Annotated in this window: 39 protein-coding genes and 4 tRNA genes; 3 read left to right on the top strand and 40 right to left on the bottom strand. The window is 66.3% G+C overall.

All coding sequences use genetic code 11. The annotated features are described in order from the left end of the window. Position 1: 1 nt before the first annotated feature. The gene (locus tag L0D17_RS01860; protein WP_243093658.1) at positions 2 to 1,351 is read right to left on the bottom strand and encodes a tetratricopeptide repeat protein; all 1,350 of its coding nucleotides are present in this window, start codon (positions 1,349 to 1,351) and stop codon (positions 2 to 4) included. Between the two features lie 103 nt (positions 1,352 to 1,454). Here L0D17_RS01860 and L0D17_RS01855 point away from each other — a divergent pair, with 103 nt between their 5' ends. Next, positions 1,455 to 1,967 (top strand): HNH endonuclease, encoded by a 513-nt coding sequence (locus L0D17_RS01855; RefSeq protein WP_243093676.1) that lies wholly within the window; start codon positions 1,455 to 1,457, stop codon positions 1,965 to 1,967. Here the strand turns inward: L0D17_RS01855 and L0D17_RS01850 are convergent. Further along, a complete protein-coding gene (locus L0D17_RS01850; protein WP_279231463.1) occupies positions 1,943 to 3,694 on the bottom strand; it encodes an alpha-amylase family glycosyl hydrolase in 1,752 nt (583 codons plus the stop codon). The genes L0D17_RS01855 and L0D17_RS01850 overlap by 25 nt on opposite strands. Positions 3,695 to 3,703: 9 nt before the next feature. Then, positions 3,704 to 4,537 (bottom strand): DMT family transporter, encoded by an 834-nt coding sequence (locus L0D17_RS01845; RefSeq protein ID WP_243093657.1) that lies wholly within the window; start codon positions 4,535 to 4,537, stop codon positions 3,704 to 3,706. A gap of 42 nt (positions 4,538 to 4,579) precedes the next feature. On the opposite strand from L0D17_RS01845, the gene L0D17_RS01840 reads away from it, so the two are divergent. Further along, the gene (locus tag L0D17_RS01840; RefSeq protein WP_039458165.1) at positions 4,580 to 5,056 is read left to right on the top strand and encodes a hypothetical protein; all 477 of its coding nucleotides are present in this window, start codon (positions 4,580 to 4,582) and stop codon (positions 5,054 to 5,056) included. A 35-nt stretch (positions 5,057 to 5,091) separates the two neighbouring features. Here the strand turns inward: L0D17_RS01840 and rplQ are convergent, their stop codons facing one another. From rplQ to L0D17_RS01660, 36 genes are all read right to left on the bottom strand, one after another. Beyond that, positions 5,092 to 5,448, bottom strand: a complete 357-nt coding sequence (gene rplQ, locus L0D17_RS01835) for a 50S ribosomal protein L17 (protein WP_039458163.1) — start codon at positions 5,446 to 5,448, stop codon at positions 5,092 to 5,094. Between the two features lie 4 nt (positions 5,449 to 5,452). Continuing rightward, positions 5,453 to 6,391, bottom strand: coding sequence for a DNA-directed RNA polymerase subunit alpha (locus L0D17_RS01830; protein WP_039458161.1), 939 nt, complete (start codon positions 6,389 to 6,391; stop codon positions 5,453 to 5,455). A 52-nt stretch (positions 6,392 to 6,443) separates the two neighbouring features. Next, positions 6,444 to 7,073 (bottom strand): 30S ribosomal protein S4, encoded by a 630-nt coding sequence (gene rpsD / locus L0D17_RS01825; RefSeq protein ID WP_039458158.1) that lies wholly within the window; start codon positions 7,071 to 7,073, stop codon positions 6,444 to 6,446. Between the two features lie 13 nt (positions 7,074 to 7,086). Continuing rightward, positions 7,087 to 7,476, bottom strand: coding sequence for a 30S ribosomal protein S11 (gene rpsK / locus L0D17_RS01820; protein ID WP_039458156.1), 390 nt, complete (start codon positions 7,474 to 7,476; stop codon positions 7,087 to 7,089). A gap of 36 nt (positions 7,477 to 7,512) precedes the next feature. Continuing rightward, positions 7,513 to 7,893, bottom strand: a complete 381-nt coding sequence (rpsM, locus tag L0D17_RS01815; RefSeq protein WP_039458154.1) for a 30S ribosomal protein S13 — start codon at positions 7,891 to 7,893, stop codon at positions 7,513 to 7,515. 13 nt (positions 7,894 to 7,906) lie between these two features. Beyond that, positions 7,907 to 8,020 (bottom strand): 50S ribosomal protein L36, encoded by a 114-nt coding sequence (gene rpmJ / locus L0D17_RS01810; protein ID WP_014514895.1) that lies wholly within the window; start codon positions 8,018 to 8,020, stop codon positions 7,907 to 7,909. An 8-nt stretch (positions 8,021 to 8,028) separates the two neighbouring features. Further along, complete coding sequence (gene infA / locus L0D17_RS01805) at positions 8,029 to 8,247, bottom strand: translation initiation factor IF-1 (RefSeq protein WP_016328575.1); 219 nt, start codon at positions 8,245 to 8,247, stop codon at positions 8,029 to 8,031. 7 nt (positions 8,248 to 8,254) lie between these two features. Beyond that, entirely contained in the window at positions 8,255 to 9,022 is a 768-nt protein-coding gene (map, locus tag L0D17_RS01800; RefSeq protein WP_039458145.1) for a type I methionyl aminopeptidase, read from the bottom strand. Then, positions 9,022 to 9,576: an adenylate kinase gene (locus tag L0D17_RS01795; protein WP_039458142.1), complete on the bottom strand. Its 555-nt coding sequence runs from the start codon at positions 9,574 to 9,576 to the stop codon at positions 9,022 to 9,024. The genes map and L0D17_RS01795 overlap by 1 nt, the downstream gene beginning before the upstream one ends. Before the next feature lie 8 nt (positions 9,577 to 9,584). Continuing rightward, positions 9,585 to 10,901, bottom strand: coding sequence for a preprotein translocase subunit SecY (secY, locus tag L0D17_RS01790; RefSeq protein WP_039458140.1), 1,317 nt, complete (start codon positions 10,899 to 10,901; stop codon positions 9,585 to 9,587). A gap of 1 nt (position 10,902) precedes the next feature. Then, positions 10,903 to 11,355, bottom strand: coding sequence for a 50S ribosomal protein L15 (gene rplO / locus L0D17_RS01785; RefSeq protein WP_039458138.1), 453 nt, complete (start codon positions 11,353 to 11,355; stop codon positions 10,903 to 10,905). Next, positions 11,352 to 11,534 carry a 50S ribosomal protein L30 gene (rpmD, locus tag L0D17_RS01780; RefSeq protein ID WP_039458136.1) on the bottom strand — a complete coding sequence of 61 codons (183 nt, stop codon included), beginning with the start codon at positions 11,532 to 11,534 and terminating at the stop codon, positions 11,352 to 11,354. The genes rplO and rpmD overlap by 4 nt, the downstream gene beginning before the upstream one ends. Beyond that, positions 11,534 to 12,007 (bottom strand): 30S ribosomal protein S5, encoded by a 474-nt coding sequence (gene rpsE, locus L0D17_RS01775; RefSeq protein ID WP_039458133.1) that lies wholly within the window; start codon positions 12,005 to 12,007, stop codon positions 11,534 to 11,536. The genes rpmD and rpsE overlap by 1 nt, the downstream gene beginning before the upstream one ends. Before the next feature lie 10 nt (positions 12,008 to 12,017). Continuing rightward, positions 12,018 to 12,356 (bottom strand): 50S ribosomal protein L18, encoded by a 339-nt coding sequence (rplR, locus tag L0D17_RS01770; RefSeq protein ID WP_039458129.1) that lies wholly within the window; start codon positions 12,354 to 12,356, stop codon positions 12,018 to 12,020. A gap of 8 nt (positions 12,357 to 12,364) precedes the next feature. Next, a complete protein-coding gene (rplF, locus tag L0D17_RS01765; RefSeq protein ID WP_039458126.1) occupies positions 12,365 to 12,907 on the bottom strand; it encodes a 50S ribosomal protein L6 in 543 nt (180 codons plus the stop codon). Beyond that, positions 12,907 to 13,323 carry a 30S ribosomal protein S8 gene (gene rpsH / locus L0D17_RS01760; protein ID WP_039458124.1) on the bottom strand — a complete coding sequence of 139 codons (417 nt, stop codon included), beginning with the start codon at positions 13,321 to 13,323 and terminating at the stop codon, positions 12,907 to 12,909. The genes rplF and rpsH overlap by 1 nt, the downstream gene beginning before the upstream one ends. Positions 13,324 to 13,391: 68 nt before the next feature. Then, positions 13,392 to 13,577 (bottom strand): type Z 30S ribosomal protein S14, encoded by a 186-nt coding sequence (locus L0D17_RS01755; protein ID WP_018111303.1) that lies wholly within the window; start codon positions 13,575 to 13,577, stop codon positions 13,392 to 13,394. Positions 13,578 to 13,584: 7 nt separating this feature from the next. Continuing rightward, positions 13,585 to 14,133: a 50S ribosomal protein L5 gene (gene rplE / locus L0D17_RS01750; RefSeq protein ID WP_039458117.1), complete on the bottom strand. Its 549-nt coding sequence runs from the start codon at positions 14,131 to 14,133 to the stop codon at positions 13,585 to 13,587. 1 nt (position 14,134) lies between these two features. Next, complete coding sequence (gene rplX, locus L0D17_RS01745; RefSeq protein ID WP_243029075.1) at positions 14,135 to 14,467, bottom strand: 50S ribosomal protein L24; 333 nt, start codon at positions 14,465 to 14,467, stop codon at positions 14,135 to 14,137. Next, positions 14,467 to 14,835 carry a 50S ribosomal protein L14 gene (gene rplN, locus L0D17_RS01740; protein ID WP_003043914.1) on the bottom strand — a complete coding sequence of 123 codons (369 nt, stop codon included), beginning with the start codon at positions 14,833 to 14,835 and terminating at the stop codon, positions 14,467 to 14,469. The genes rplX and rplN overlap by 1 nt, the downstream gene beginning before the upstream one ends. Next, positions 14,832 to 15,149: a 30S ribosomal protein S17 gene (gene rpsQ, locus L0D17_RS01735; protein WP_243029076.1), complete on the bottom strand. Its 318-nt coding sequence runs from the start codon at positions 15,147 to 15,149 to the stop codon at positions 14,832 to 14,834. Before rpsQ ends, rplN begins: the two co-directional genes overlap by 4 nt. After that, complete coding sequence (gene rpmC, locus L0D17_RS01730; protein WP_243029077.1) at positions 15,142 to 15,339, bottom strand: 50S ribosomal protein L29; 198 nt, start codon at positions 15,337 to 15,339, stop codon at positions 15,142 to 15,144. Before rpmC ends, rpsQ begins: the two co-directional genes overlap by 8 nt. After that, a complete protein-coding gene (gene rplP, locus L0D17_RS01725; RefSeq protein ID WP_038058331.1) occupies positions 15,326 to 15,751 on the bottom strand; it encodes a 50S ribosomal protein L16 in 426 nt (141 codons plus the stop codon). Before rplP ends, rpmC begins: the two co-directional genes overlap by 14 nt. 3 nt (positions 15,752 to 15,754) lie before the next feature. Next, positions 15,755 to 16,474, bottom strand: a complete 720-nt coding sequence (gene rpsC / locus L0D17_RS01720) for a 30S ribosomal protein S3 (RefSeq protein ID WP_243093656.1) — start codon at positions 16,472 to 16,474, stop codon at positions 15,755 to 15,757. Continuing rightward, complete coding sequence (gene rplV / locus L0D17_RS01715; protein ID WP_243029079.1) at positions 16,464 to 16,805, bottom strand: 50S ribosomal protein L22; 342 nt, start codon at positions 16,803 to 16,805, stop codon at positions 16,464 to 16,466. Before rplV ends, rpsC begins: the two co-directional genes overlap by 11 nt. A gap of 2 nt (positions 16,806 to 16,807) precedes the next feature. Beyond that, positions 16,808 to 17,089 (bottom strand): 30S ribosomal protein S19, encoded by a 282-nt coding sequence (rpsS, locus tag L0D17_RS01710; protein WP_011173711.1) that lies wholly within the window; start codon positions 17,087 to 17,089, stop codon positions 16,808 to 16,810. Between the two features lie 8 nt (positions 17,090 to 17,097). Further along, complete coding sequence (rplB, locus tag L0D17_RS01705) at positions 17,098 to 17,928, bottom strand: 50S ribosomal protein L2 (protein ID WP_243093655.1); 831 nt, start codon at positions 17,926 to 17,928, stop codon at positions 17,098 to 17,100. A 49-nt stretch (positions 17,929 to 17,977) separates the two neighbouring features. Beyond that, complete coding sequence (locus tag L0D17_RS01700) at positions 17,978 to 18,268, bottom strand: 50S ribosomal protein L23 (RefSeq protein ID WP_039458090.1); 291 nt, start codon at positions 18,266 to 18,268, stop codon at positions 17,978 to 17,980. Next, on the bottom strand, positions 18,265 to 18,885 hold the full coding sequence (gene rplD / locus L0D17_RS01695; protein ID WP_243093674.1) for a 50S ribosomal protein L4: 621 nt from the start codon (positions 18,883 to 18,885) through the stop codon (positions 18,265 to 18,267). Before rplD ends, L0D17_RS01700 begins: the two co-directional genes overlap by 4 nt. A 17-nt stretch (positions 18,886 to 18,902) precedes the next feature. Beyond that, positions 18,903 to 19,523 carry a 50S ribosomal protein L3 gene (gene rplC / locus L0D17_RS01690; protein WP_243093654.1) on the bottom strand — a complete coding sequence of 207 codons (621 nt, stop codon included), beginning with the start codon at positions 19,521 to 19,523 and terminating at the stop codon, positions 18,903 to 18,905. After that, positions 19,520 to 19,837, bottom strand: coding sequence for a 30S ribosomal protein S10 (gene rpsJ, locus L0D17_RS01685; protein ID WP_039458086.1), 318 nt, complete (start codon positions 19,835 to 19,837; stop codon positions 19,520 to 19,522). Before rpsJ ends, rplC begins: the two co-directional genes overlap by 4 nt. Positions 19,838 to 19,845: 8 nt before the next feature. Next, positions 19,846 to 21,066 (bottom strand): elongation factor Tu, encoded by a 1,221-nt coding sequence (tuf, locus tag L0D17_RS01680; protein WP_243093653.1) that lies wholly within the window; start codon positions 21,064 to 21,066, stop codon positions 19,846 to 19,848. 67 nt (positions 21,067 to 21,133) lie between these two features. Further along, positions 21,134 to 21,209, bottom strand: a tRNA-Thr gene (locus tag L0D17_RS01675). Positions 21,210 to 21,212: 3 nt separating this feature from the next. Continuing rightward, a tRNA-Gly gene (locus tag L0D17_RS01670) sits at positions 21,213 to 21,288 on the bottom strand. Positions 21,289 to 21,314: 26 nt separating this feature from the next. Then, positions 21,315 to 21,400, bottom strand: a tRNA-Tyr gene (locus L0D17_RS01665). Positions 21,401 to 21,411: 11 nt separating this feature from the next. Then, a tRNA-Thr gene (locus tag L0D17_RS01660) sits at positions 21,412 to 21,487 on the bottom strand. A 70-nt stretch (positions 21,488 to 21,557) separates the two neighbouring features. On the opposite strand from L0D17_RS01660, the gene L0D17_RS01655 reads away from it, so the two are divergent. Continuing rightward, the gene (locus L0D17_RS01655) at positions 21,558 to 22,853 is read left to right on the top strand and encodes an MBL fold metallo-hydrolase (protein WP_234508467.1); all 1,296 of its coding nucleotides are present in this window, start codon (positions 21,558 to 21,560) and stop codon (positions 22,851 to 22,853) included. On the opposite strand, the gene metF is transcribed toward L0D17_RS01655, so the two are convergent. Next, on the bottom strand, positions 22,850 to 23,731 hold the full coding sequence (gene metF, locus L0D17_RS01650) for a methylenetetrahydrofolate reductase [NAD(P)H] (RefSeq protein ID WP_234508469.1): 882 nt from the start codon (positions 23,729 to 23,731) through the stop codon (positions 22,850 to 22,852). The genes L0D17_RS01655 and metF overlap by 4 nt on opposite strands. Positions 23,732 to 23,778: the final 47 nt, after the last annotated feature.

The following is a 23,778-nucleotide window of genomic DNA, read 5'->3' as shown; positions in this document are numbered from 1 at the left end:
CCTACCTCCGCAAGAGGGCCTGGGCCTCCTTGGAACCAAGGCTCGCCGCCTGCCGCAGGGCCCTTTCCGCCTCCTGCTGCCGGCCAAGGCCCCGGAGGGCGAGGCCCAGGTTATACCAGGCGGCGGCCTGCCGAGGCGCCCGCTCCAGCACCTCCCGAAGGACCAGCTCCGCCTCCCCCAACCGCCCCAGGGCCAAAAGCCCCGCCGCCAGGTTCACCCCCACCTCGGGGTTGCGGCCCGCCTCGTAAAGGGGCCGGAGGAGGGCCACCGCCTCCTCGGCCCGGCCCGCCTCCAAGAGCAGCGCCCCCCTCAGGGCCTGGGCCTCGGGCGCGGATAACCCCTCCAAAAGGCGCAAAGCCTCCGCCTTCCGCCCCAAGGCCACCGCCGCCTGGGCCTTGAGGAAGGTCCCCGGGGGCCCCGCCTCCTCGGCGTAGCGGTAAGCGTTCTGGGCGTCCCCCAGGCGCAAATAGGCCGCGGCCAAGGCCAGGGCCACCTCGGGCTCGGGGCTCACCCGGTACGCCGCCTGGAGGAAGCCCAAAGCTCCCCGGGCGTCGCCCGCCTCCAAGCGCCTTTGCCCAAGGAGGTAAGCCGCCTGCCAAAGGCTGGGGTCCAGGGCGTAGGCCTCGCGCAAGAGAGGTTCCGGGGTGGGGGAAAGGAGGGCCTTGCGCAGGAGGAGCTTGGCCCGCTCCTTACCCTCCACCGCCTTTAGCCCCCGGTCCAGCTCCCGCAAGGCCCTTTCCTTTAGCCCCTCCTCCGCCAGGATGCGGGCCAAAAGGTCCCAGGCCTCCGCCAGGCCGGGCTCCCGGTTCACAAGGCCATAGAGCACGGGCACCGCCTCCACCCGGGCCTGAGCGGCGTAGAGGGCCTGGGCCAAGGCCAGGCGGTAGGCGGGGGTGCGCTCGGGGGTGAGGCCCCGCTTGAGGGCCTGCGCCGCTTCCTGGGCTTGGCCGGCTTGGCTCAAAGCACTGGCGAGGCCCAGGTAGGCCTCCTCCGTGGGGTTTAGCTCCACCGCCTTGGAAAAAGCCTCCGCCGCCTCCTTGGGCTTGGCCAGGCGCAGGTAGACCTGGCCCAGGTTGTAGTACCCCTCGTAGCGGTCGGGGAAGACCTGGGTCATCTGCAAGAAGGCGAAGCGGGCCTCCTCCAAGCGGCCCAACTTGGCCAGGGCCACCCCCAGGCCCAGGTGGGCCTCGAGGCGGCCATAGTCCTGGGCCAGGATCTCCTCGTAGGCCAGCGCGGCTTTGCCGTACTCTCCAGCGCGCAAAAGGGCCTCGGCCTCCTCCAAGGAAGGCTGGGCCAGGGCCAGGCCCAACCCCAGCAGGAGCGGCAGGGCTTTGGGAACGCGTCTCATCATAAGGGCCTCCAAACCCGTCTTTGCCCTAAGCATAGCACACGCCCAAGGAAAGCAAACCCGCTTTGCTATCCTAGAAGACGTGGAGGCACCCCCCTCGAGGCCCTTGGACCTGGACGCCCCCAAGGTCTTGGTCCTCAACGCCGCCTACGAGGTCTTGGGCCTAGCCAGCATCAAGCGGAGCGTCCTCCTGGTGCTTTCCGGGGGGGCGGAGATGGTTTCCGAAAGCGGGCGCCACCTCCACACCCCCTCCACCCGCATCCCCGTGCCCAGCGTCATCCGCCTGAAGCGCATGGTGCGCCGGGGCGTAAGCCGCGTCCCCCTAAACCGCCGCAACGTCCTCCGGCGGGACCGGTACACCTGCCAGTACTGCGGCCGCCAGGGAAGCGACCTCACCGTGGACCACGTGGTGCCCAAAAGCCGCGGGGGCCAGCGCACCTGGGAAAACCTGGTGGCCGCTTGCCGCAGCTGCAACCTCAAGAAGGGGGACCGCACCCCGGAGGAAGCGGGCATGCGCCTCTTGAAGCCCCCCCGGGCGCCCAAGGCGCCCCTTTTTTTGGCGGAGATGCGGGAGATCCCCGAGGACTGGCGGCCTTACCTGGAATCCCTCTTGAAGTAGCGGACTCCAAGCCCCGGCACCTCCGCCTGCCCCTGGAAGACCTCCCCCGTGAGGAGGTCGCGCCAGCTCCCCTGGGGCAGGGGCAAAGTGGCGGGGGCGCTTTGGTTGTTGAAGGCCAAAAGGAGCCTCTCCTCCCCTTCCCCCCGGAAGAAGGAAAGGAGGCCCCCCTCCGCCAAATAGGTGGCGAAGGAGCTCCCCCTTAGCGCGGGCTCTTGGGCCTTCAGGCGGTAAAGCCCTTGGAGGTAGGCGCGAAAATCCTGGTTGCAAGCCTCCCAGGGGATGGGGCGGCGCTGGAGGTCCAAAGGCTCCTTCTCCCCCAAAAGCCCGCACTCCTCCCCCTGCCACACCATGGGTGTCCCGGGCAAGGCGAAGAGGAGAGCCCAGGCGAGGCGGGCCTTCGGGGCGCTTCCCCCCAAGTCGGAAAGGAGGCGGGAGGTGTCGTGGGAGCTGATGAGGTTAAAGCCCATGGCGGCGGCCGCCTCCGGGTAAAGGGCGTAGGTTTCCGCAAGGAGGCTAAGGGCCCTGGGCCCGCCGAAAAGGGCCGGGTGGAGCCCTTGGGCGTAGCGCAGGACGATGTCCCGGCCGATGGCGTAGTTCATCAGGCTGTCAAAGGCGTCTCCCACCCAGCCCGGGGCCCGGCGCCAGATCTCCCCCACCAGGTAGGCCTCCGGGTTCACGGCCCGCAGGCGGCGCTTGAGCTCGCGGAAGAAGGCTGGGGCCTCGAGGAGGTCCTCGGGCGCGTCCACCCGCACCCCGTCAAAGCCGAAGCGCACCCAGCGCTCCGCCACCCCCAGGAGGTAGGCCCGCACCTCGGGGCTGCCGGTGTTCAGCTTGGGCAGGCTCCCCACCCCCCACCAGGCCTCGTAGGCGGAGGCGTCCCCCGGGGTGAAGGGGTAGCGGCGCACGAAGTACCAGTTCCAGTACGGCGAAGCGGGGCCCCGCCTCACCACGTCCTGAAAGGCGAAAAAGCCCAGGCCCGTGTGGTTGGGCACGAAGTCAAAGAGGACCCGGATGCCCAAGGCGTGGGCCCGGTCCAAAACCTGGCGCAACAGGGCCTCGTCCCCCAGGCGGGGGGCCACCTGGAGGTAGTCGTGGGTGTCGTACCCGTGGGCGCTTCCCGAGCGGAAGATGGGGTTCAGGTAAAGAAGCCCCACCCCGAGCTCCGCCAGGTGGGGAAGCCGCTCCCATAGGCCCTTCAGGTCGCCCCCGTAGTACTGGTGGCAGCAGTGCAAGGGGCTGGGCGGGTCCCGCCAGGCGGAGAGGTGGGGCAAGGGCCCGCCGCGGCTCTGCCAGAGCGGGTTGTAGCGGTACTCGTCGTCCTCCAGGGCCAGGGCGTCGTTGCCCGGGTCGCCGTTTTGGAAGCGGTCGGGGAACACCTGGTAGCCCCCCTTTCGCCCCACCCAGGCCAAGGCGGCGAAGGGGGCCTTGGGCGGGGTGAAGGGGCCCAGGACCTTCTCCCCCGCCGTGCCCCGCACCCGCAAGGTATAGGGGGCGGCCTCCGGGATGAGCCCCCGCCACACCTCCTGGCCCCCAAAGACCAGTTGGCGCCCCATGGGAAAGGTCCGCCCTCCCTGGACCACCCAAGCCTCCCGCACCTCCTCCGCCGAGGCCTGGAAGCGGACGGAATACCCCTCGGGGAGGCGGGAAAACTGGGCGGGGTCTTGCGGGTCGTGGGCCTGGGCCAGGGCCAGGCCCAGGAAGAGCGCCAGGGGTTGGAAGCGCTTCATGGCAAGAGTCTACCGCCGCACCGAAAGGAGGACCGCCAAGAGGACCAGAAGCGCCCCCAGGTAGCCCAAGGGGGAGAGAACTTCTCTAAAGAGTAAGAAGGCAAAGAAGTTGGCCACCACGGGCTCGAGGGTGGCCACCACGCTGGCCCGGGTGGCGGGAAGGCGCTTGAGCCCGGCGTAGTAGGCCAGGTAGGCCCCATAGGTGGAGAAGCCCCCGAGGAAAAGGAGGGCGAGAAGGGCCTTGGGGCTTAGGGGAACGAAGTCCACGAAGGGCAGAAGCCCCAACGCCCCCACGGGCAGGGCGTAAAGGAAAAGGGTGGGGGTGGCGTAGCGGGGCAGGTAGAGCTTGCCGAAGATGTAGTAAAGGGCGTAGGTGAAGCCGGAAAGGAGGCCGAAGAAAAGGGCCAAAGGCCCGGCCCGCACCTCGCTCCCCCCGCCCAGGCCCATGAGCCCCACCCCGAGGAGGGTGAGGACCACGGCCAAGGCCCCCACCCGGTCCAAGGGCTCCTTGAGGACCAAGGAGGAAAGGAGGGCCACCCAGGCGGGGGCGGTGTAGAGGAGGACCGAGGCCAACGCCGCCCCCCCGTACCCCACCGCCAGCTGGTAGGACCCGTAGAAGAGGGAAACCCCCACCAAACCGAAGAGGAGGAGGACGGGTAGGTCCCGCGGCGCCACCCTGACCTGGCGCAAAAGCGCGGCGTGGAGGGCGAAGAAGGCCCAGGCGATCCCCGCGCGGAAGAAGGCCACCAAGAGGGGGGAAAGCCCTTCCTGGAAGGCCAGGCGGCTCACCGGGCCAATAAGGCCCCACAAGAAGGCGGCGAGGAGCAAAAAGAGGTAGCCCATGGCAAGGGAGTATAATCCCCCCAGGTGCTTCATGGAGGTCTTATGAGCGCGCGTACCCTCTTCGCCCTCTTTTTCCTTCTCCTCCTCGCCCTTTTCGCCTGGCTCAACTGGGGGGAGATCACCCGGCCCGCCCCCTTGTCCTTGGGCCTCACCCGGGTGGAGGCCCCCTTGGGCCTCGTCCTCGTGGTGGCCCTGGGGGTGGTTTCCCTCCTTTACCTCCTCTTCACCATCGGCCTGGAAACGGCCGCCCTCTTGGAGGTGCGCCGCTACGCCCGGGAGGTCCTCCAGTACAAGAAGCTTGCGGAAGACGCCGAGCAAAGCCGCTACACGGAGCTCAGGCGCTACCTGGAGGCGGAGTTCGCCCGCTTGAAGGAGGCGGAAAAGGAGGAGATCCGGGCCCTCGAGGCCCGCATCGCCGAAACCCTGGAGAAGCACGGGAACACCTTGGCCGCCTACATTGGCGAGCTGGAGGACCAGCTTTTGAGGCTCCTTTCCCCCAAAGGGGAAGAAAAAAGCTAGGGGGCGTGGCCGCCCCCCACGCCTTCCCGTTCGCCCTACTCCACCAGCTCCACCAGGGCCAGGGGCGCCCCGTCCCCCCGGCGGCGCTCCGCCAGCTTGAGGACCCGGGTGTACCCCCCGGGGCGGTTTTGGTACTTGGGGGCGATCTCGTCAAAGAGCTTGCGCACCAGCTTCACGTCCTGCAGGTCCCGGAGCACCAGGCGGCGGGCGTGCAGGTCCCCCCGCTTGGCCAAGTGGATCAGGTGGTCCACGAAGCCGGTGATCTCCTTGGCCTTGGGCACGGTGGTGGTGATGCGGCCGTGGGTCAGGAGGCTTTTGGCCTGGTTGCGGTAAAGGGCCAGGCGGTGGGAAGAGTGGCGGTTTAGCTTCCTTCCAGACTTTAGGTGGCGCATGGTCTCACTCCTTCAAGGCGAAGCCCCGCTTGGCCAGGGCCTCGCGGATCTCCTCCAGGCTTCTTTCCCCGATGCCGGGGATGTTGCGGAGGTCCTTGAGGTTGAGGGCCAAAAGGGCCCGCACCGACTCAATCCCCTCCTCCTTGAGGCTGTGCAAAACCCGGGTGGAAAGCCCGAGCTCCTCCAGGGGCAGGTCCAGGTCCTCCTCCTTCTCCACCCGCTCGGCCACGGGTTCCGGGGTGGGCAAGGCGGTGGCCTGGGGGTTGGCGAAGTAGGAAAGGTGCTCCTTCAGAATCTCCACCGCCTGGTTCAAGGCCTCCAGGGGGGTGACGGAGCCGTCGGTCCAGATGCGCAGGGTGAGCTTGTCCAAATCCGTGCGCTGGCCCAAGCGGGTGTCCTCCACCTGGAAGGCCACCCGGCGCACCGGGGAAAAGATGGCGTCCACGGGGATGGCGTTGATGCGGTCCTTGATGCCGTGGCGCTCCGCCGGCACGTACCCCACCCCGCGGTCCACCCGGACCTCCATGTAGAGCTTCCCCCCCGCCTCGAGGGTGGCGATGGGGAGGTCGGGGTTCAGGATCTCCACGTCGCTAGAAGGGGTGAAGTCCCGGGCGGTGACCACCTTGGGGCCTTCCGCCCGCAGGACCAGGGTGGTGGTCTGCATCTTGGGGTCCAGGAAGCGGACCACCAGCTCCTTCAGGTTCAGAACAATCTCCACCACGTCCTCCTTCACCCCGGGGATGGTGGAGAACTCGTGCAGGACGTCCTCAATGTAGACGCTGGTGACCGCGGTCCCGGGGATGGAGGAAAGGAGGATGCGCCGCAAGGGGTTGCCCAGGGTGACGCCAAACCCCCGCTCCAGGGGCTCCAAGACGAACTCCCCGTACTCCCGCCCCTGGGTTCGCACCGTGAAGACCGGGGCTTTCAGCTTGCTCTCTAACATAGGCCTCCTCTAAAGGGGCAATGGGGGCCCGGTCCGCCCGGGCCCCAAAACCTCACCTGGAGTAGAACTCGATCACCAGCTGCTCGTTCACCGGCAGGGCCAGATCCTCCCGGTCGGGGAGCCTGAGGAACTTGCCCTTCATGTTCTCCACGTCCAGGGAAAGCCAAGGACCCACCTTGCGGCCCTTCATGGCCTCGAGGTTCTCCCGGATGAAGGCCAGGTTCCTGCTCCCCTCGGCGATGGCGATCTCGTCCCCCGGCTTCACCCGGTAGGCGGGCAGGTCCACCCGGCGCCCGTTCACGGTGATGTGGCCGTGGCGCACCATCTGACGGGCCTGGCGCCGGCTTGCGGCGAAGCCCAGGCGGTAGACCACATTGTCCAGCCGGGACTCCAGAAGCCCCAGGAAGACGGTACCCGTGACCCCCTTCTTCCGGCTCGCCTCCTCAAAGAGGTTGCGGAACTGGGTTTCCGAGATCCCGTAGATGCGGCGAAGCTTCTGCTTTTCCCGCAGGCGCACCGCGTAGTCGGAAGGGCGGCGGGCCCGCTTCTGCCCGTGCTGGCCCGGGGGATAAGGCCGGCGCTCCATGGCGCACTTGGGGCTGTAGCAACGCTCCCCCTTGAGGTAAAGCTTGACTCCTTCCCGGCGGCAAAGACGGCACACTGGTCCAATGTAACGACCCATCTTCTCTCACTCCCTAAGAGGCCTTGCGGAACTTCTTCTTGGGCCGGCAGCCGTTATGGGGCACGGGGGTGTCGTCCACAATGGACTTCACCTGGAGGCCCGAAGCCTGGAGGGCGCGGATGGCCTGCTCCCGGCCCGCCCCGGTGCCCCGCACGATCACGTCCACGCTCTGCATGCCGTAGGCCATGGCCTTCTTGGCGGCGTCCATGGCCGCGAGCTGGGCGGCGTAAGGGGTGCCCTTGCGGCTCCCCTTGTAGCCGATCACCCCGCCCGAGGACCAGGTGATGGGGTTGCCGTCCGGGTCGGTGATGGTGACGATGGTGTTGTTGTAGGAGGCGTGGATGTACGCCTTCCCGCTGGCGACCTGTCGCTTGACCTTTTTCTTGGTGGTTTTCTTGGCCATACTCTCCCTCTACCGGAGTATCCGCTGGCCCTAGGATTACTTCCTCGGAGCCTTCTTCTTGCCCGCCACGGTCTTGCGGGGGCCTTTGCGGGTGCGGGCGTTGGTGCGGGTGCGCTGGCCGCGCACGGGCAGGCCCCGGCGGTGCCTGAGCCCCCGGTAGCACCCGATGTCCATGAGCCGCTTGATGTTGGCGGCCACCTCCGCCCGGAGCTCGCCTTCCAGCTTCCAGGTGTTCTCCACGTACTCGCGGAGGCGCACCACCTCGGCCTCGGTGAGGTCCTTAACCCGGGTGGCGGGGTTGATGCCCGTCTTCTCCAACGCCTCCTTGGCCCGGGCCGGCCCGATGCCGTAGATGTAGGTGAGGGCCACGTCCACCCGCTTGTTCCTGGGAATCTCTACGCCTGCAATCCTCGCCACGTTGCCTCCTTACCTAACCTTGCCGTTGCTTGTGCTTGGGGTTTTCGCAGATCACGTAGACCCGCCCGTGCCGGCGTACCACCTTGCACTTCTCGCACATCTTCTTGACCGACGCCCGTACCTTCATCGCGCCTCCTACTTTCTATAGACGATGCGGCCCCGCGTGGGGTCGTAGGGGGTTATCTCCACCACCACCCGGTCCCCCGGCAGGATGCGGATGTAGTGCATGCGCATCTTGCCGGAGATATAGGCCAGGATCTCCGGTCCCGAGTCCAGCTTTACCCGAAAGGTGGCGTTGGGCAAAGCTTCGGTGATCACGCCTTCCGCCCGAATGGTGTCCTTCTCCTTCGCCATACCCCTCCTACCGCGCCCGCACCAGGGGAACCCCGGTGAGGAGCTCCGGGCCCTCCTCCGTCACCAAGACGGTGTTCTCGTAGTGGGCGGCGAGGTTGCCTTGGCCGGCGCTCGCCGTCCAGCCATCTTCCAATATTACCACAGGCGCCGGGCGCAAGGTGACCATGGGCTCGAGGGCCAAGGTCATGCCGGGGCGGATTTTGGGCCCCGTGCCCGGCTTGCCGAAGTTGGGGAGCTGGGGGTCTTCGTGGATTTCCCGGCCCACCCCGTGGCCCACGAACTCCCGCACCACCCCGTAGCCCCGGCTTTCCAAGAAGGTCTGCACCGCGTGGGCCACGTCCCCGATGCGGAAGCCGGGCCTGAGGTACTTCATCCCCTCCCAGAAGGCGGCCTCCGTGTCTTGGATGAGCCTTTGTGCCTCGGGGGAAACCTTCCCCACGGGAAAGGTGCGGGCCATGTCGGCGGCGAAGCCCCCGTAGAAGAGGCCCACGTCCACGGAGAGGATATCCCCCTCCCGGAGAGGCTTGTCCGAGGGGATACCGTGGACCACCACCTCGTTCACCGAGGTGCAAAGGGTGGCGGGAAACCCGTAGAGCCCGAGGAAGGCCGGCTTGGCCTTGCGCTTCAGGATGGCGGCGTGGGCGATCCGGTCCAGCTCCTTGGTGGTGATCCCCGGCTCCACGTGGCGGGCCACCTCCTCCACCACCTCGGTGAGGAGGGCGCCCGCCTCCCGCATGCGCTCAATCTCCCAGGGGCTTTTCAGCTTGATGGCCATCAGATTCCCAAGGCGGCCCGGATGCGGGCGTAGACCTCATCGGGCGTGCCCAGGCCGTCCACCCGCTTCAGGGCGCCCGTCTTCTCATAATACTGAATGAGGGGCTCGGTTTTCTCCCGGTAGACCTCGAGGCGGCGCCTTATGGTCTCTTCGTTGTCGTCGGAGCGGCCCTCCAGCTCCGCCCGCTTGAGCATGCGCCGGACCAGCTCCCCCTCGGGCACCTCCACCAGCACCACCCCAAGAAGCCGGGTGCCCGTCTCTTTCAGGAGGCGGTCCAGGGCCTCCGCCTGGGGCAAGGTCCGGGGAAAGCCGTCAAAGATCACCCGCTCGGCAAGCTCCTCCCGGATCAAGGCCAGGATCAGGTCATCCGGCACCAGGTCCCCCCGGTCCATGATGGGCTTCACCTGCTGGCCCAAGGGGGTGCCCCGGGCCACGTGGTCCCGCAGGATGTCCCCGGTGGAGAGCTTCTTAAAGCCCAGCTCCGCCGCAAGCCTGGCTGCCTGGGTGCCCTTGCCCGCCCCCGGCGGCCCCAAGAAGATCACCGCTTCCCCCATTCCGCCTCCTAGCGCGTGCGGCCGCGGATGCGGCCCTTGGAAAGGAACCCTTCGTAGTTCCTGAGCATCAGCTGGCTCTCAATCTGCCTCAGGGTGTCCAGGGCCACCCCCACCACGATCAACAGGCCGATCCCTGAGAAGGCGATGCTCCTCACCCCGGTGAGGTTTTGGATGATCTGGGGCAAGGCCGCCACCAGGCCCAGGAAAATGGCTCCCCAGAGGGTGAGGCGGGAGACGATGTGCTCCAGGAACTTCACCGTGGGCTCCCCAGGGCGGATGCCCGGGATGAACCCCCCGTACTCCCGCAAGGACTCGGCGATGCGCTTGGGGTCAAACTGCACCGCGGTGTAGACGTAGGTGAAGAGGACGATGAGGAGGACCTCGAGGAGGAGCCCGGAAAGATGGGTGGGGTTGAAGAAGTTGGCGATGGCCTGGAGCACGGGGTTGTCCTGGAAGGGGGCAGCGAGGAAGATGGGGATCTGCAATATGGCGGCGGCGAAGACGATGGGGATCACCCCGGCGGCGTTCAGCTTGATGGGAATGTAGGTGGCCTGGCCCCCGTACACCCTGCGGCCCACCACCTTGCGGGCGTACTGCACCGGGATGCGGCGCTCCGCCTGCTGCACCGCCACCATCCCGGCGAAGGCCAGCACGATGAAGGCCAGGAAGAAGAGGAAGGCCACCAGGTTCACCTCCCCGGTGCGGATGAGGCCCGCGGTGCGCACCAGCTGCGGCAGCCATTCCACCACGATGCCGGCGAAGATGATCATGCTGGTGCCGTTGCCGATGCCGTACTCGGTGATGCGCTCCGCCAACCAGAGGAGGAGGGCGATCCCCGCCACCTGGGTGACCACCACCACCAGCCAGAAGAAGGGCCCCGGGGACCAGCCGGGGAGGAGGAACCTCCCCCCCTCCGCCCCCAAGAAGGCCGTGGCCAGGAAGAAGCCCTGGAAGGCCCCCAGAGCGATGCCGCCGATGCGGGTGTACTGGTTGATGATGCGGCGGCCCTCCTCCCCTTCCTTGGATAGCTTCTCCAACGCCGGCACCACGTTCACCAGAAGCTGCATGACGATGGCGGCGGTGATGTAGGGCATGATGCCCAGGGCGAAGATGGAGAAGCGCTCAAAGTTACCGCCGGAAAAGAGGTTGATGATGCCGAAGACCCCCCCTTGGGTGGTGCGCAAGAACTCCTGGACCTTATCCAGGTCCACCCCCGGGGTGGGGATGAAGGCCCCCAGGCGGTATGCGGCCAGGACCAGGAGCGTGAAGAGGATGCGCTGGCGAAGCTCGGGGATCTGGAGGGCGCTCCGGAAGGCCTTCAGCATCTTAGCCCTCCAAGAGGACGGCTTCCCCGCCCGCGGCCTTCAGCTTTTCCAGGGCGCTTTTGGAGAAGGCGTGGGCCACCACCTTGAGGGGTTTGGCCTCCCCTTCCCCCAGCACCTTGAGCCGGTACCCCTTCTTCAGAAGGCCCGCCTGCACGAGAAGCTCCGGGGTCACCTCCCCTTCAAAGCGGGCCAGGTCCTTGAGGTTCACCCCCTGGTACTTGGGGCGCTTGATCTCCCCCGGCACCTGCCCCTGCATGCCCCGCTTGGGCAGGCGCATGAGGGTGGTGGAGCGGCCGCCCTCAAAGCGGCGGGGGTCCTTGAGGCCACCGGAGCGGGACTTCTGCCCCTTGTGGCCGCGGGTGGCGGTCTTGCCGTGGCCGGAGCCCGGCCCCCGCCCCACCCGCTTGCGCTTCTTGTTCGCCCCGGGATTGGGCTTTAGGTCGGTGAGCTTCATTCCAGCACCTCCACCCGGAGAAGGTGGGCCACCTTGGCCACGTTGCCCCGGATGGCCGGGGTATCCTCCAACACCTTCTCCTTCTGCAACTTGGTGAGTCCCAAGGCCTTCAGGGCCGCCTTCTGGTCCTTGGGATAGCCGATGGGGCTTTTCACCAACTTGACCTTGAGCTTAGCCATCACTCCTCCCCGCCCTTCCGGAGGCGCTTCACGTCCTCCTTGGTCTGGAGCTGCCGCAGGGCTTCCATGGTGGCGTAGGCGATGTTGATGGGGTTGCGGCTTCCCAGCTCCTTGGTGAGGATGTCGGTGATGCCCGCCAGCTCCAAAATGGCCCGGGGCACCGCCCCGGCGATCACCCCGGTGCCGGGGGCGGCGGGCTTCAGGAGGATCTTGGACGCCCCGTACTCCACCTCAATCTCGTGGGGGATGGTGCCGTTTTGGATGGGCACCTCCACCATGTTGCGGCGGGCGTAGTACCCGGCCTTCTGCACCGCCAAGGGCACCTCCTTGGCCTTGCCCAGGCCCAGGCCCACCCGGCCCTGCCGATCGCCCACCACCACCAAGGCCCCGAAGCGGAAGCGGCGGCCGCCCTGGTAGGTCTTGGCGGTGCGCCGCACCAGGATCATCTTCTCTTCAAAGTCGGTCTCGGGCATGGTCCCCCCCTTAGAACTCCAGACCGCCCTCCCGGGCCCCCTCGGCCAGGGCTTTCACCCGGCCGTGGTACTTGTAGGGGCCGCGGTCAAAGGCCACCTGCTTGATGCCCTTGGCCAAAGCCTTCTCCGCCAGGGCCCGCCCCACCTGCCGGGCCACCTCGGTCTTGTTGCCCTGGAGCTTGAGGGCCAGGCTGGACTCGGCCACCAAGGTCTCCCCTTTTTCGTCGTCAATGATCTGGGCGTAGATGTGCTTGAGGCTGCGGAAGACGGAAAGGCGTAGCCGGCCCGTGCGCTTGATGCGGTTGCGCACCCGGAACTTGCGGCGCTCGTATGCGGTAAGCCGTGCCATAATCCCCCCTACTTCTTGGCCCCGGCCTTGCCGGGCTTGAGGCGGACGGGCTCGCCCGCGTAGTAGATGCCCTTTTCGTGGTAGGCGCTGGGCTTCTTGATGGCCCGGATGTCGGCGGCCACCTGGCCCACCCGCTGCTTGTCAATGCCCACCACCCGGATTCTGGTGGGCTCGGGCACCTCGAGGGTGATCCCCTCCGGGGGCTCCACCACCACGGGGTGGCTGTAGCCCACGGTAAGCTCCACCGCCCGGCCCACAAGCCGCGCCCGGTAACCGATGCCCTTGATGAGGAGCTCCTTGGCGTACCCCTCGGACACCCCCTTCACCGCGTTGGCGATGAGGGTGCGGGTGAGGCCGTGAAGGCTCCTGTGGCGGCGCTCGTCCGAAGGGCGCTCCACCCGGACCACACCCTCCTCCACCACCACCCGCATCTCGGGGGAGATGGCCACGGAAAGCTCGCCCTTGGGGCCCTTGACCTTGACCAGGCCCGGGGCCACCTCCACGCTGACCCCCTTGGGCAGGGGAATGGGAAGCCGACCAATCCTAGACATCACCACACCTCGCAGATGAGCTCGCCGCCCACGCCCAGCTTGCGGGCCTCCCGGTCGGTGAGAACCCCTTTGGGCGTGGACAAGATGGCGATCCCGAGACCCCGGCGCACCCGGGGGATCTCCTTCACCCCCACGTAAACCCGCCGTCCCGGGCGGCTGATGCGCCGGATGTGCTTGATGACCTGTTCGGGGCGGGGGTCAAGCCCGGGGCGCCTGGGGCCGTACTTCAGGTGGATGCGCAGCACGGGCTTGCCGTCCACCTCCACCCGCTCGTACCCCTTGATGAAGCCCTCCCGCGCCAGGATCTTCAGGATCTCCTCCTTAAAGCGGGAGGCGGGCACCTCGGTGCTCTCCTTGTAGACCCGGGTGGCGTTGCGTATCCGGGTCAGCATGTCGGCAATGGGGTCCGTCAGCATTTCCTCTCTCCTTTTACCTCACTCCCAAGCCATGCGGTCTCGAGGGAACCCCCCCGACCGGCCACGGCCTACCAGCTGGCCTTCTTCACCCCAGGAAGCTGCCCCTTGTGGGCCAGCTCCCGCAGGCAGAGCCGGCAAAGACCGAAGTAGCGGTAGACGCTCCTGGCCCTCCCGCACCGCACGCACCGGGTGTAGGCCCGCACCTTGAACTTAGGGGTCCGCTTGGCCTTCTCAATCAGCGCTTTTCTCGCCATGCTCGCCTCACTTGCGGAAGGGGAAACCCAAGAGCTCCAAAAGGGCCTTGGCCTCCTCGTCGGTCCTGGCGGTGGTGACCACCGCGATGTCCATCCCCCTAAGGGCGTCCACCATATCGTAGGTGACCTCGGGGAAGATGAGCTGCTCCTTGAGGCCCAGGTTGTAGTTGCCCCGGCCGTCAAAGCTTGCCGGGTTCACGCCCCGGAAGTCGCGGATGCGGGGCAGGGCCACGTTGAGGAGCTTCTCCAGGAAGATCCACATGCGGTCCCCCCGCAGCGTCACCCGAAGGCCGATGGGCATGCCCTTGCGGAGCTTGAAGTTGGAGATGGACTTCTTCGCCCGGGTCACCGCCGGCTTCTGGCCGGTAATAAGGGCGAGCTCCTTGGAGGCCTTCTCCAGGATGCGGGCGTCCTCCTTAGCCTCGCCCAGGCCCTGGTTCACCACCACCTTCACCAGCCTGGGAACCTCCCAGATGTTCTGGTAGCCGAAGCGGCGGATGAGCTCGGGCCGGACCTCCTCGTAGTACTTCTTCTTCAGGGCAACGTCCAGAGGCATGCTACTCCTCCACGTCCAAAGACCCGCCGCACTTGGCGCAAACCCGGATCTTGCGGCCATCCTCCAGGAACTTCTTGCGCACCCGGGTGGGCTTGCCGCATGCGGGGCAGATGGGGCGCACCTTGGAGGCATGCAGGGGGGCTTCCTGCTCCACAAAGCCACCCTGGGGATGCTGGGGGCTGACCCGCACCGCCTTCTTGACGATGTTCACCCCCTCCACGATGACCGCACCCTTCCTGGGCAGAACCGCCTTCACCTTGCCCACCTGGCCCTTGTACTTGCCGGAGGCCACCAGAACCGTGTCCCCCTTCTTCACATGCACCTTGGCCTGCATCAGAGCACCTCCGGAGCCAGGGAGACAATCTTCATGAACCCCTTTTCCCGAAGTTCCCGCGCCACGGGTCCGAAAACACGGGTGCCCCGGGGCTCCAGCTGGTTGTTGATGATGACGGCGGCGTTGTCGTCAAAACGGATGGCCGAGCCATCGGGGCGCTTTACTTCCTTTTTGGTGCGCACCACCACCGCCTTCACCACGTCCCCTTCCTTCACCGCCCCGCGAGGGATGGCCTCCTTGACGCTGGCCACGATCACATCCCCCACGGTGGCGTATTTGGCGTTGGAACCCTTCAGGACCCGGATGCACATGATCTTGCGGGCCCCGGTGTTATCGGCCACCTCCAGGTAGGTTTGGGGCTGGATCATGCCTTACCTCCCCGCTTGGAAAGGCTGGCGTAGTTCTGCCTACGCACCAGGTACTTCTCCACCAGGTCCAACCGACCCCCCTCCACCAGGCGCAAAACCCTAAAGCGCTTGCGCTTGGAGATGGGGCGGGCCTCGATGATCTCCACCACGTCCCCCACCTGGTACTTCTCCTCGGGGTCGTGGGCCAGGTACTTTTTGGAGCGCTTGATCACCTTGCCATAGAGGGGGTGGGGGAACTGGCGCTCCACCAAGACCGTGACGGTCTTCTGCATCTTGTCGCTCACCACCACCCCGGTCAGCACCTTCTTAGGCATTGGCCCTCCTCTTCTCGTTCAGGATCGTGAGGAGCCGGGCGATGAGGCGCCTCGTCTCCCGCACCCGGTGGTTCTGGGAAAGCTGGCCGATGGAGGCCTGGAAGCGAAGTTCCATCAGCTCCCGCTTCTTCTCCCGAACCAGCTTTTCAATCTCACTGGGAGAGAGCTTGCGGATCTCACTGGGCTTCATCGTAGGCATCCCTCCTCACGATCTTGGTCCGGATGGGAAGCTTGTGGCCGGCAATGCGCAAGGCCTCGAGGGCCTGCTCCTCGGTGACCCCCGCCACCTCAAACATCACCCGCCCCGGCTTCACCACCGCCACGTAGCCTTCCACGTTGCCCTTACCCTTACCCATCCGCACCTCGAGGGGCTTCTTGGTGTAGGGCTTGTCGGGGAAGATGCGGATGAAGATCTTCCCCCCACGGCGGAAGTGGCGCACCATGGCCACACGGGCCGCCTCAATCTGCTGGGAGGTGATCCAGGCGGGTTCCATGGCCACCAGGCCGAAGTCCCCAAAGGCCACGTAGTCACCCCCCTTGGCCGCCCCCTTCATGCGGCCCCGGTGCTGCTTGCGGTACTTCATGCGCCTGGGCATCAACATGGCCTACTCCTCCTTCTTCACGCGCACGGCTGGGCGGCGGCGGCGGGGCCTCTCCTCCGCCCTTGGCTCCTCGGGCCGGGCCTTGGGCTTCTGGCCGCCAATCACCTCGCCCAGGAACACGTAGGCCTTGACCCCCAGCACCCCGTAGGTGGTGCGGGCCAAAGCGAAGCCGTAGTCTATGTTAGCACGCAGGGTGTGAAGGGGCACCCGGCCCTCGGCCGCCCACTCGGTGCGGGCCTGCTCGGCGCCACCGATGCGGCCGGACACGATCACCTTAGCCCCCTTGGCCCCCGCCTCCATGACCCGCTGCACCGCCTGCTTGATGGCCCGGCGCACGGCAAAGCGGCGCTCAATCTGCTCCGCCACCCGCTGGGCCACCAGGGGCGCCGAGAGGTTAGGGTTATGGATCTCCTGGACGTTCAGGGCCACATTCTTTCCCGTGAGCTGGGAAAGGGTGTCCCTTAGAACCTTAATCTTCTCCCCGCCCCGGCCGATGACCACGCCGGGCTTGGCCACGTGCACGGTTACGGCCACGTTGTCCGCAGCCCGTTCAATGTCAATGCGGGCCAGACCCGCCGGGTAGAGCTCCTTGGTGAGGACCTCACGAATCTTCTGGTCCTCCACGAGGAGATGCCGGTACTGCCTTTTGCCCGCATACCAACGGGACTCCCAGTCCCGGGTGATGCCGAGCCTAAATCCGATGGGGTGGATCTTATTTCCCATGTTTCTCCCCCAGGATCACCGTGATGTGGCTGGTCTTCTTCTTGATGATGTCCGCCCGGCCCCGGGCCCGGGGAAGCACCCTTTTTAGGGCCGGCCCCTCGTCCACAAAGGCCGCCTTCACAAAAAGCCTATCCTCCAGCATGTCGTGGTTGTTGACCGCATTGGCGGCGGCGGACTCCAGCACCTTGGCCACGTAATAGGCCCCCCGCTTAGGGGTGTAGCGCAGGATGGCGCGGGCCTCCTCGAGGCTCTTCCCCCGGATCAGGTCCACCACCAACCGGACCTTCCTGGGGGAGATGCGCACGTAACGGGCAATGGCTTTCGCTTCCATGGCTACTTCTTCTTGGTGGCCTTAGCCTCTTTGCCATGCCCCCGGTAGGTGCGGGTGGGGGCGAACTCTCCCAGCTTGTGCCCCACCATGTTCTCGGTGATGTAGACGGGCACGTGCTGCTTGCCGTTGTAGACCGCAATGGTATGGCCCACCATCTCGGGGACGATGGTGGAGCGGCGGCTCCAGGTCTTGATGAGCCGCTTTTCCCCCTTGGCGTTGAGCTCCAGGACCTTCTCCAAGAGGTGGTCGTCTACGAAGACGCCCTTCTTCAAGCTACGCGGCATGGCTCACCTCACTTCTTGCGCCGGGCCAGGATGAAGCGGCTGGAAGGCTTGCGCCGCTTCCTCGTCTTAAGGCCCTTGGTCTGCCAACCCCAGGGGGAAGCGGGAGGCCGGCCCCGGGGTGCCCGGCCCTCACCACCGCCATGGGGGTGGTCCACCGGGTTCATGGCGGCACCCCGCACGTGGGGCTTGCGGCCCAGCCAACGGGTGCGGCCCGCCTTGCCCAGGACGATGTTCTTGTGGTCGGCGTTGCCCACAGCCCCGATGGTGGCGTAGCACTCCCCGTGCACCTTCCTAAGTTCCCCGGAAGGCAGGCGCAGAATCACGTAATCCCCTTCCCGGCCCTGGATCTGGGTGCTGGTACCAGCGGAACGGGCCAGCTTAGCCCCTTTCTTGGGCTCCAACTCCACCGCATGCACCACGGTACCCACAGGGATGAAGCGAAGGGGGAGGGCGTTGCCCACCCCTATAGGGGCATCCGGCCCCGCCACCACCTGCTGGCCCACCTGCAGCCCCTCGGGGGCGATGATGTAGCGCTTTTCCCCGTCCACGTAGTGCAAGAGGGCGATGCGGGCCGAGCGGTTGGGGTCGTACTCGATGGCCGCCACCTTGGCGGGGATGCCTGCCTTATCCCAGCGCTTGAAGTCAATGATCCGGTAAAGCCGCTTGTGGCCGCCCCCCCGGAAGCGCACGGTGATGCGCCCCTGGTTGTTCCGCCCCCCCGTCTTCTTCAGGGGCTTGACCAAGGACTTCTCCGGCTCCGTCTTGGTGATCTCGGAGAAGTCGGCCACCGTCATGAAGCGGCGGCTTGGGGTGTAGGGTTTGAACTTCTTGACTGCCATTCTCTATCCTCCTTGCCGGATCGGGGCCGGGCACCCCACCCGGCTAGGTCTAGATGAGGCCCTCCAAGGCCTCAATCTTCTGCCCGGAGGCCACCTGGACGATGGCCTTCTTGCGGTCGGGGCGCTTGCCCAGGTAGCGGCCCAGGCGCTTCTTCTTGCCCCGCACCCGCAGGGTGTTGACCCCCACCACCTTCACCTTGAAGGCCTCCTCCACCGCGTTCTTGATCTCGGTCTTGGTGGCCTTAGGGTGAACCCAGAAGGTATACTTGCCCTCGGCGAAGCCAGCGTAGGCCTTCTCCGAGAGGACGGGGGCGAGGATGATGTCGTAAGCGGTTTTCACGCCTCACCTCCCAAACGGGCCTGGAAGGCTTCCCAGGCCTTCAGGTCCATGACAAGCCGCTCGGTGCGCAGGATGTCGTACACGTTGAGCCCATCGGGGGCCAGGGTGACCACCCAGGGTAGGTTGCGGGCGGCGCGGCGGACCACCTCGTTTTCCGCCACCAAAAGCACGGTTTCCGAGCCGTCCAGTCCCGCCGCCTTCGCCCAGGCCAAGAACTCCTTGGTCTTGCCGTTCACCCCGGCGAAGTCCTCCACCAAAAGGAGCTTCCCCTCCCGGGCCCGGTCGGCCACGGCCATGGCTAGCCCCGCCTTCCTCACCTTCTTGGGCAGGGTGTAGCCGTAGTCGCGGGGCTTGGGCCCGAAGACAGTACCGCCGCCCACGAAGATGGGGGCACCGATGTCCCCGTGGCGGGCGCGGCCCGTGTGCTTCTGGGGGTAGATCTTACGGCTGGAGTAGGCCACCTCACCCCGGGTCTTGGTGCTGGCGGTGCCCCGGCGGCGGTTCGCCAGCTGCCAGCGCACCACCTCCCAAAGGAGGTGGGGGTTGACCTCGGCGGGGAGGTCGGCGGCAAGCTCCCGCTTGCCGGAAGAGGAGAGCACAGGGATCTGGTACACCATGTCCTCCTTACCTGCCTTCACTTGGCCACCTTCTTGGTTTCGCGCACCACCAGGAGGCCGCCGTTGGGCCCCGGCACCGCGCCCTTGACCAAGAGGAGGTTTTCCTCGGGGATGACGTCCACCACCTCGAGGTTCATCACCGTGACCCGCTCGGCCCCGTAGCGGCCGGCCATGCGCTTGCCCTTGTACACCCGGCCCGGGGTCTTGCGGTTACCGATGGAGCCGGGGTGGCGGTGGATCTTGTGGGCGCCGTGGGAGTCCGGCCCACCGGCGAAGTTCCAGCGCTTCATCACGCCGGCGGTGCCCCGGCCCTTGGAGGTGCCGGTGACGTCCACCCGCTCCCCCGGCTTGAAGATCTCCACCGTCACCACGTCGCCTTCGGGGTTAAAGTCCCGGATCTCCTTGAGGATCCGCACCGGGGCCACGCCCGCCTTGGCGAAGTGGCCCTTCATGGGCCGGTTCACCCGCTTGGGCTTTTGGGGCAGAAACCCCAGCTGGACCGCCAGGTACCCGTCCTTCTCCGGGGTGCGCCGCTGCACCACGGGACAGGGCCCGGCCAGGATCACGGTGACGGGAACGGCCCGGTCGTCCTTGTAGATCCGGGTCATGCCCACCTTCGTGCCCAGGATGCCCTTCACTTGCCACCTCCCACGGTCTTGATTTCAATCTCCACGCCGGTGGGCAGGTCCAGGTTCATGAGGCTTTCAATGGTCTTGCGGTTGGGGTTCAGGATGTCCACCAGGCGGTTGTGGGTGCGGAGCTCAAAGTGCTCCCGGGAGTCCTTGTGCTTGAAAGGACCCCGGATCACGGTGAAGCGCCGCACCCGGGTGGGCAGGGGTACGGGGCCCGAGACCTGCGCCCCCGAGCGCCGCGCGGCCTCCACGATCTTCTGGGCCGAGGCGTCCAGGGTCTTGTGGTCAAAGCCCCGTAGCTTGATGCGGATCTTGGGCATGCCTCACCTCACTCCAGGATCTTGGTGACCACGCCGGCGCCCACGGTCCGCCCACCCTCACGAATGGCAAACCGCAAACCCTCCTCCAAGGCCACCGGCTTGATCAGCTCCACCGTAAACGTCACATTGTCCCCAGGCATCACCATCTCCACACCCGCCGGCAGCTCCACCACCCCAGTCACATCCGTGGTCCGAAAGTAAAACTGCGGCCGGTATCCCGTGAAAAATCCCGTGTGCCGGCCCCCCTCCTCCTTCTTCAAGATGTACACCGAGGCCTCAAACTTGGTGTGCGGCGTAATGCTCCCAGGCTTCGCTAAAACCTGCCCCCGCTCCACCTCCTCCCGGCTTACCCCACGCAACAACAAACCTACATTGTCCCCAGCTATCCCCTCCTGCAGCGTCTTCCGGTGCATCTCCACACCCGTCACCACCGTCTTGCGCGTCTCCGGAGATAGCCCCACAATCTCCACCTCGTCCCCAACCTTCACCCTCCCACGCTCAATCCGCCCAGTAGCCACCGTCCCGCGCCCAGTAATCGTAAACACATCCTCCACCGGCATCAAGAACGGCTTGTCCACGTCCCGCTGCGGCGTGGGAATGTACTCGTCAATCGCATCCAACAACTCCCAAATCCGGTCCACCCACTCGTTCTCCCCTCGCCTCGTCTTCGGGTTCTTGTGCATCTGCTCAAGCGCAAGCAACGCACTCCCCCGAATCACCGGAACCTCGTCCCCAGGAAACTCGTACTGGTTCAAAAGGTCCCGTACCTCCATCTCCACCAAGTCCAACAACTCGGGGTCGTCCACCATGTCCACCTTGTTCATGAACACCACAATGTACGGGACCCCCACCTGCCGTGCCAACAAAATGTGCTCCCGCGTCTGCGGCATCGGCCCATCCGCCGCCGATACCACCAAAATCGCCCCGTCCATCTGCGCCGCACCCGTGATCATGTTCTTGATGTAGTCCGCATGTCCCGGGCAGTCCACGTGCGAATAGTGCCGCTTCGCCGTCTCGTACTCCACGTGCGCCGTGTTGATCGTTATCCCCCGCGCACGCTCCTCCGGCGCCTTGTCAATCTCCCCGTAATCCTTCACCTCTACATTCGGGTTCTCCGCCGCAGTCACAAACGTCAACGCCGCCGTCAACGTCGTCTTCCCGTGGTCCACGTGCCCAATCGTCCCCACGTTCACGTGAGGCTTCGTCCGGATAAACTCGCCCTTGGCCATGGTTCCTCCTCTTTTCTTGCACGCAAAGGCCGCCCTGGGGGCCTAAGGCCCAGGGCAGACAAAAAAGTGGAGCTCGCGGCCGGGCTCGAACCGGCGACCTCACCCTTACCAAGGGTGTGCTCTACCTGCTGAGCTACGCGAGCTCGTGGAGCGGGAGACGGGACTCGAACCCGCGACCCTCGGCTTGGGAAGCCGATGCTCTACCAACTGAGCTACTCCCGCATGGGGGTGTGCTTAGGCACACCGTTTGGTGGGCAGGGCTGGATTCGAACCAGCGTAGGCGTGCGCCAACGGTTTTACAGACCGTCCCCTTTGGCCGCTCGGGCACCTGCCCACGCCCTCCTTTGGAGCCACCCAGGGGAGTTGAACCCCCAACCCCCCGATTACAAGTCGGGTGCTCTGCCTGTTGAGCTAGGGTGGCAGGACCGGGGATGGGACCCTGTCCGAGGGAATAGGCTAACACACCCCAGGGTGAGTGTCAAGATAAGGGCATGCGCATCGTACCTTTTGGCGCCGCCCGGGAGGTGACGGGAAGCTGCCACCTCCTTCTGGCCGAGGGGAGGCGGGTGCTTTTGGACTGCGGCATGTTCCAGGGCAAGGAGGAGGAAAAAAACCACGCCCCCTTCGGCTTTGACCCCAAGGAGGTGGAGGCGGTAATCCTCACCCACGCCCACCTAGACCACGTGGGCCGCCTCCCCCGGCTCTTCCGCGAGGGGTTTCGCGGACCCGTGTACGCCACCAAGGCCACCTTCCTCCTGATGCGCATCGTCCTGGAGGACGCCCTGAAGGTCATGGAAAGGCCCTTCTTTGAGGAGGAGGACGTGGAGGAGGTCTTCCGCCACGCCAAGCCCCTGGAGTACGGGGAGTGGCTCCGTCTAGGCGACCTCACCCTCTCCTTCTCCCAGGCGGGGCATCTGCCGGGGAGCGCCTTTGTGGTGGCCCAAGGGGAGGGGAAGACCTTCGTGTATAGCGGGGACCTGGGTAACCGCGAGAAGGTGGTGCTCCCCGACCCCTCCCTTCCCCCCAAGGCGGATTTGGTCCTCTGCGAAGGCACCTACGGCGATCGGCCTCACCGCCCTTTCGCCGCCACGGTGGTGGAGTTTTTGGAGATTTTGGAGCGGGTCCTGGGCCGGGGCGGGAAGGTCTTCATCCCCTCCTTCGCCGTGGAGCGGGCGCAGGAAATCCTTTTCCTCCTTTACGAGAACGGCCACCGCCTCCCCAAGGCCCCCATCCTCCTGGACTCCCCCATGGCGGAGCGGGTTTTGGAGCTCTACCCGAGGCTCGTGCGCTACCTTAGCGAGGAGGTGCAGGCCTACTTCCTCCAAGGGAAGAACCCTTTCCGTCCCCGGACGCTACGGGTGGTGGAAAGCGCGGAGGAGTCCCGGGCCTTGGCTCAAGAACCCGGGCCCATGGTGGTCATTGCGGGAAGCGGGATGCTTTCGGGGGGAAGGATCCTGCACCACCTGAAGCATGGGCTAGCCGATCCCCGAAACGCCTTGGTCTTCGTGGGGTACCAGCCTCGAGGGGGCCTGGGAGCGGAGATCATCGCCCGGCCCGAGCGGGTGCGCATCCTGGGGCAGGAGGTGCCCCTTAGGGCCGAGGTGCACACCCTGGGCGGTTTCTCCGGCCACGCGGGGCAGGACGAGCTTTTGGACTGGCTTGAAGGCCAACCCCGGGTGGTCCTGGTCCACGGGGAAGAGGAGAAGCTTTTAGCCCTGGGCAAGCTCCTCGCCCTCCGGGGGCAGGAGGTGGCGCTCGGGACCTTCAGCGAGGGGGTGGAGGTCTAGGCCACCGGGCGGAAGCCGAGCCTTTCCAGGACCATGCGGGTGGCGGGGCTTTTGTTCAGGGTGTAGAAGTGGACCCCCTCCACCCCGGCTTCTAGAAGCTCCGCCACCTGGCGGACGGCGTGGTCCACCCCGATCTCCAGGACGGCCTTGGGGTCGTCCTGGTGGCGCTCCAGTTGGGAAAGGAGGGGCCCAGGGATGCTGGCCCCGCAGACCTCGGTGAAGCGGCGGAGCTGGGCGTAGTTGGTGATGGGCATGATGCCGGGGAGGATGGGGATGTGGATGCCCATGCGCCGGGCCCGCTCCAGGAAGCCGAAGTAGTGGGCGTTGTTGAAGAAAAGCTGGGTGATGGCGAAGTCCAAGCCAGCCTCCACCTTGGCCTTGAAGTGGCGGAGGTCAGCCTGAAGGCTTTCGCTTTCCGGGTGGCCTTCCGGGTAGGCAGCCCCGCCCACGGAAACCCTCTCCCCGTAGCGCCCCCGAATGAGGGCTACGAGCTCGGCGGCGTAGCGGAAGCCTTTGGGATGGGGCCGGAAGACCCGCTCCCCCTGGGGCGGGTCCCCCCGGAGGGCAAGGAGGTTTTCCACCCCGCTTTCCACGAAGCGCCCTAGGACCTCCTCCACCTCTTCCCGGCTCTGCCCGGCCACGGTGAGGTGGGCCAGGGGGGTTAGGCCGAGCTCCAAAATCCTCCTCGCCCAGGCCACGCTCCTTTCCCGGGTGCTCCCCATGGCCCCGTAGGTGATGGACACGAAGGCGGGGCGGAAGGCCTTGAGCTCGGCCATGGTGCGGAAAAGCGCCTCCTCCCCCTCCGCCGTCTTGGGGGGGAAGAACTCAAAGGAGAAAAGGGGCCCCTGGCGGCTTTTGAGGAGGTCCCGTATTTTCATGCTATAGGAGTGTAGCCCCTCCCCCACCCCCGGTCAAGGGTGGCACA

This window comes from Thermus thalpophilus (genome assembly GCF_022760915.1).
In the GTDB taxonomy this organism is placed as follows: Bacteria; Deinococcota; Deinococci; order Deinococcales; family Thermaceae; genus Thermus; species Thermus thalpophilus.
This window is presented reverse-complemented; position numbering and strand designations above follow the sequence as displayed.

Excerpts from the sequence above, each read along its gene's own strand:
- L0D17_RS01860 (WP_243093658.1), bottom strand. The coding sequence starts at position 1,351 with ATGATGAGACGCGTTCCCAAAGCCCTGCCGCTCCTGCTGGGGTTGGGC.
- L0D17_RS01850 (WP_279231463.1), bottom strand. The coding sequence starts at position 3,694 with ATGAAGCGCTTCCAACCCCTGGCGCTCTTCCTGGGCCTGGCCCTGGCC.
- L0D17_RS01845 (WP_243093657.1), bottom strand. The coding sequence starts at position 4,537 with ATGGGCTACCTCTTTTTGCTCCTCGCCGCCTTCTTGTGGGGCCTTATT.
- L0D17_RS01840 (WP_039458165.1), top strand. The coding sequence starts at position 4,580 with ATGAGCGCGCGTACCCTCTTCGCCCTCTTTTTCCTTCTCCTCCTCGCC.
- rplQ (WP_039458163.1), bottom strand. The coding sequence starts at position 5,448 with ATGCGCCACCTAAAGTCTGGAAGGAAGCTAAACCGCCACTCTTCCCAC.
- L0D17_RS01830 (WP_039458161.1), bottom strand. The coding sequence starts at position 6,391 with ATGTTAGAGAGCAAGCTGAAAGCCCCGGTCTTCACGGTGCGAACCCAG.
- rpsD (WP_039458158.1), bottom strand. The coding sequence starts at position 7,073 with ATGGGTCGTTACATTGGACCAGTGTGCCGTCTTTGCCGCCGGGAAGGA.
- rpsK (WP_039458156.1), bottom strand. The coding sequence starts at position 7,476 with ATGGCCAAGAAAACCACCAAGAAAAAGGTCAAGCGACAGGTCGCCAGC.
- rpmJ (WP_014514895.1), bottom strand. The coding sequence starts at position 8,020 with ATGAAGGTACGGGCGTCGGTCAAGAAGATGTGCGAGAAGTGCAAGGTG.
- infA (WP_016328575.1), bottom strand. The coding sequence starts at position 8,247 with ATGGCGAAGGAGAAGGACACCATTCGGGCGGAAGGCGTGATCACCGAA.
- map (WP_039458145.1), bottom strand. The coding sequence starts at position 9,022 with ATGGCCATCAAGCTGAAAAGCCCCTGGGAGATTGAGCGCATGCGGGAG.
- L0D17_RS01795 (WP_039458142.1), bottom strand. The coding sequence starts at position 9,576 with ATGGGGGAAGCGGTGATCTTCTTGGGGCCGCCGGGGGCGGGCAAGGGC.
- secY (WP_039458140.1), bottom strand. The coding sequence starts at position 10,901 with ATGCTGAAGGCCTTCCGGAGCGCCCTCCAGATCCCCGAGCTTCGCCAG.
- rplO (WP_039458138.1), bottom strand. The coding sequence starts at position 11,355 with ATGAAGCTCACCGACCTAAAGCCCAATCCCGGGGCGAACAAGAAGCGC.
- rpmD (WP_039458136.1), bottom strand. The coding sequence starts at position 11,534 with ATGGCTAAGCTCAAGGTCAAGTTGGTGAAAAGCCCCATCGGCTATCCC.
- rpsE (WP_039458133.1), bottom strand. The coding sequence starts at position 12,007 with ATGCCCGAGACCGACTTTGAAGAGAAGATGATCCTGGTGCGGCGCACC.
- rplR (WP_039458129.1), bottom strand. The coding sequence starts at position 12,356 with ATGGCACGGCTTACCGCATACGAGCGCCGCAAGTTCCGGGTGCGCAAC.
- rplF (WP_039458126.1), bottom strand. The coding sequence starts at position 12,907 with ATGTCTAGGATTGGTCGGCTTCCCATTCCCCTGCCCAAGGGGGTCAGC.
- rpsH (WP_039458124.1), bottom strand. The coding sequence starts at position 13,323 with ATGCTGACGGACCCCATTGCCGACATGCTGACCCGGATACGCAACGCC.
- L0D17_RS01755 (WP_018111303.1), bottom strand. The coding sequence starts at position 13,577 with ATGGCGAGAAAAGCGCTGATTGAGAAGGCCAAGCGGACCCCTAAGTTC.
- rplE (WP_039458117.1), bottom strand. The coding sequence starts at position 14,133 with ATGCCTCTGGACGTTGCCCTGAAGAAGAAGTACTACGAGGAGGTCCGG.
- rplX (WP_243029075.1), bottom strand. The coding sequence starts at position 14,467 with ATGCAGGCCAAGGTGCATGTGAAGAAGGGGGACACGGTTCTGGTGGCC.
- rplN (WP_003043914.1), bottom strand. The coding sequence starts at position 14,835 with ATGATCCAGCCCCAAACCTACCTGGAGGTGGCCGATAACACCGGGGCC.
- rpsQ (WP_243029076.1), bottom strand. The coding sequence starts at position 15,149 with ATGCCTAAGAAGGTGCTGACCGGGGTGGTGGTGAGCGACAAGATGCAG.
- rpmC (WP_243029077.1), bottom strand. The coding sequence starts at position 15,339 with ATGAAGCCCAGTGAGATCCGCAAGCTCTCTCCCAGTGAGATTGAAAAG.
- rplP (WP_038058331.1), bottom strand. The coding sequence starts at position 15,751 with ATGTTGATGCCCAGGCGCATGAAGTACCGCAAGCAGCACCGGGGCCGC.
- rpsC (WP_243093656.1), bottom strand. The coding sequence starts at position 16,474 with ATGGGAAATAAGATCCACCCCATCGGATTTAGGCTCGGCATCACCCGG.
- rplV (WP_243029079.1), bottom strand. The coding sequence starts at position 16,805 with ATGGAAGCGAAAGCCATTGCCCGTTACGTGCGCATCTCCCCCAGGAAG.
- rpsS (WP_011173711.1), bottom strand. The coding sequence starts at position 17,089 with ATGCCGCGTAGCTTGAAGAAGGGCGTCTTCGTAGACGACCACCTCTTG.
- rplB (WP_243093655.1), bottom strand. The coding sequence starts at position 17,928 with ATGGCAGTCAAGAAGTTCAAACCCTACACCCCAAGCCGCCGCTTCATG.
- rplD (WP_243093674.1), bottom strand. The coding sequence starts at position 18,885 with ATGGTGTACCAGATCCCTGTGCTCTCCTCTTCCGGCAAGCGGGAGCTT.
- rpsJ (WP_039458086.1), bottom strand. The coding sequence starts at position 19,837 with ATGCCCAAGATCCGCATCAAGCTACGGGGCTTTGACCACAAGACCCTG.
- tuf (WP_243093653.1), bottom strand. The coding sequence starts at position 21,066 with ATGGCCAAGGGCGAGTTTATCCGGACGAAGCCTCACGTGAACGTGGGG.
- L0D17_RS01655 (WP_234508467.1), top strand. The coding sequence starts at position 21,558 with ATGCGCATCGTACCTTTTGGCGCCGCCCGGGAGGTGACGGGAAGCTGC.
- metF (WP_234508469.1), bottom strand. The coding sequence starts at position 23,731 with ATGAAAATACGGGACCTCCTCAAAAGCCGCCAGGGGCCCCTTTTCTCC.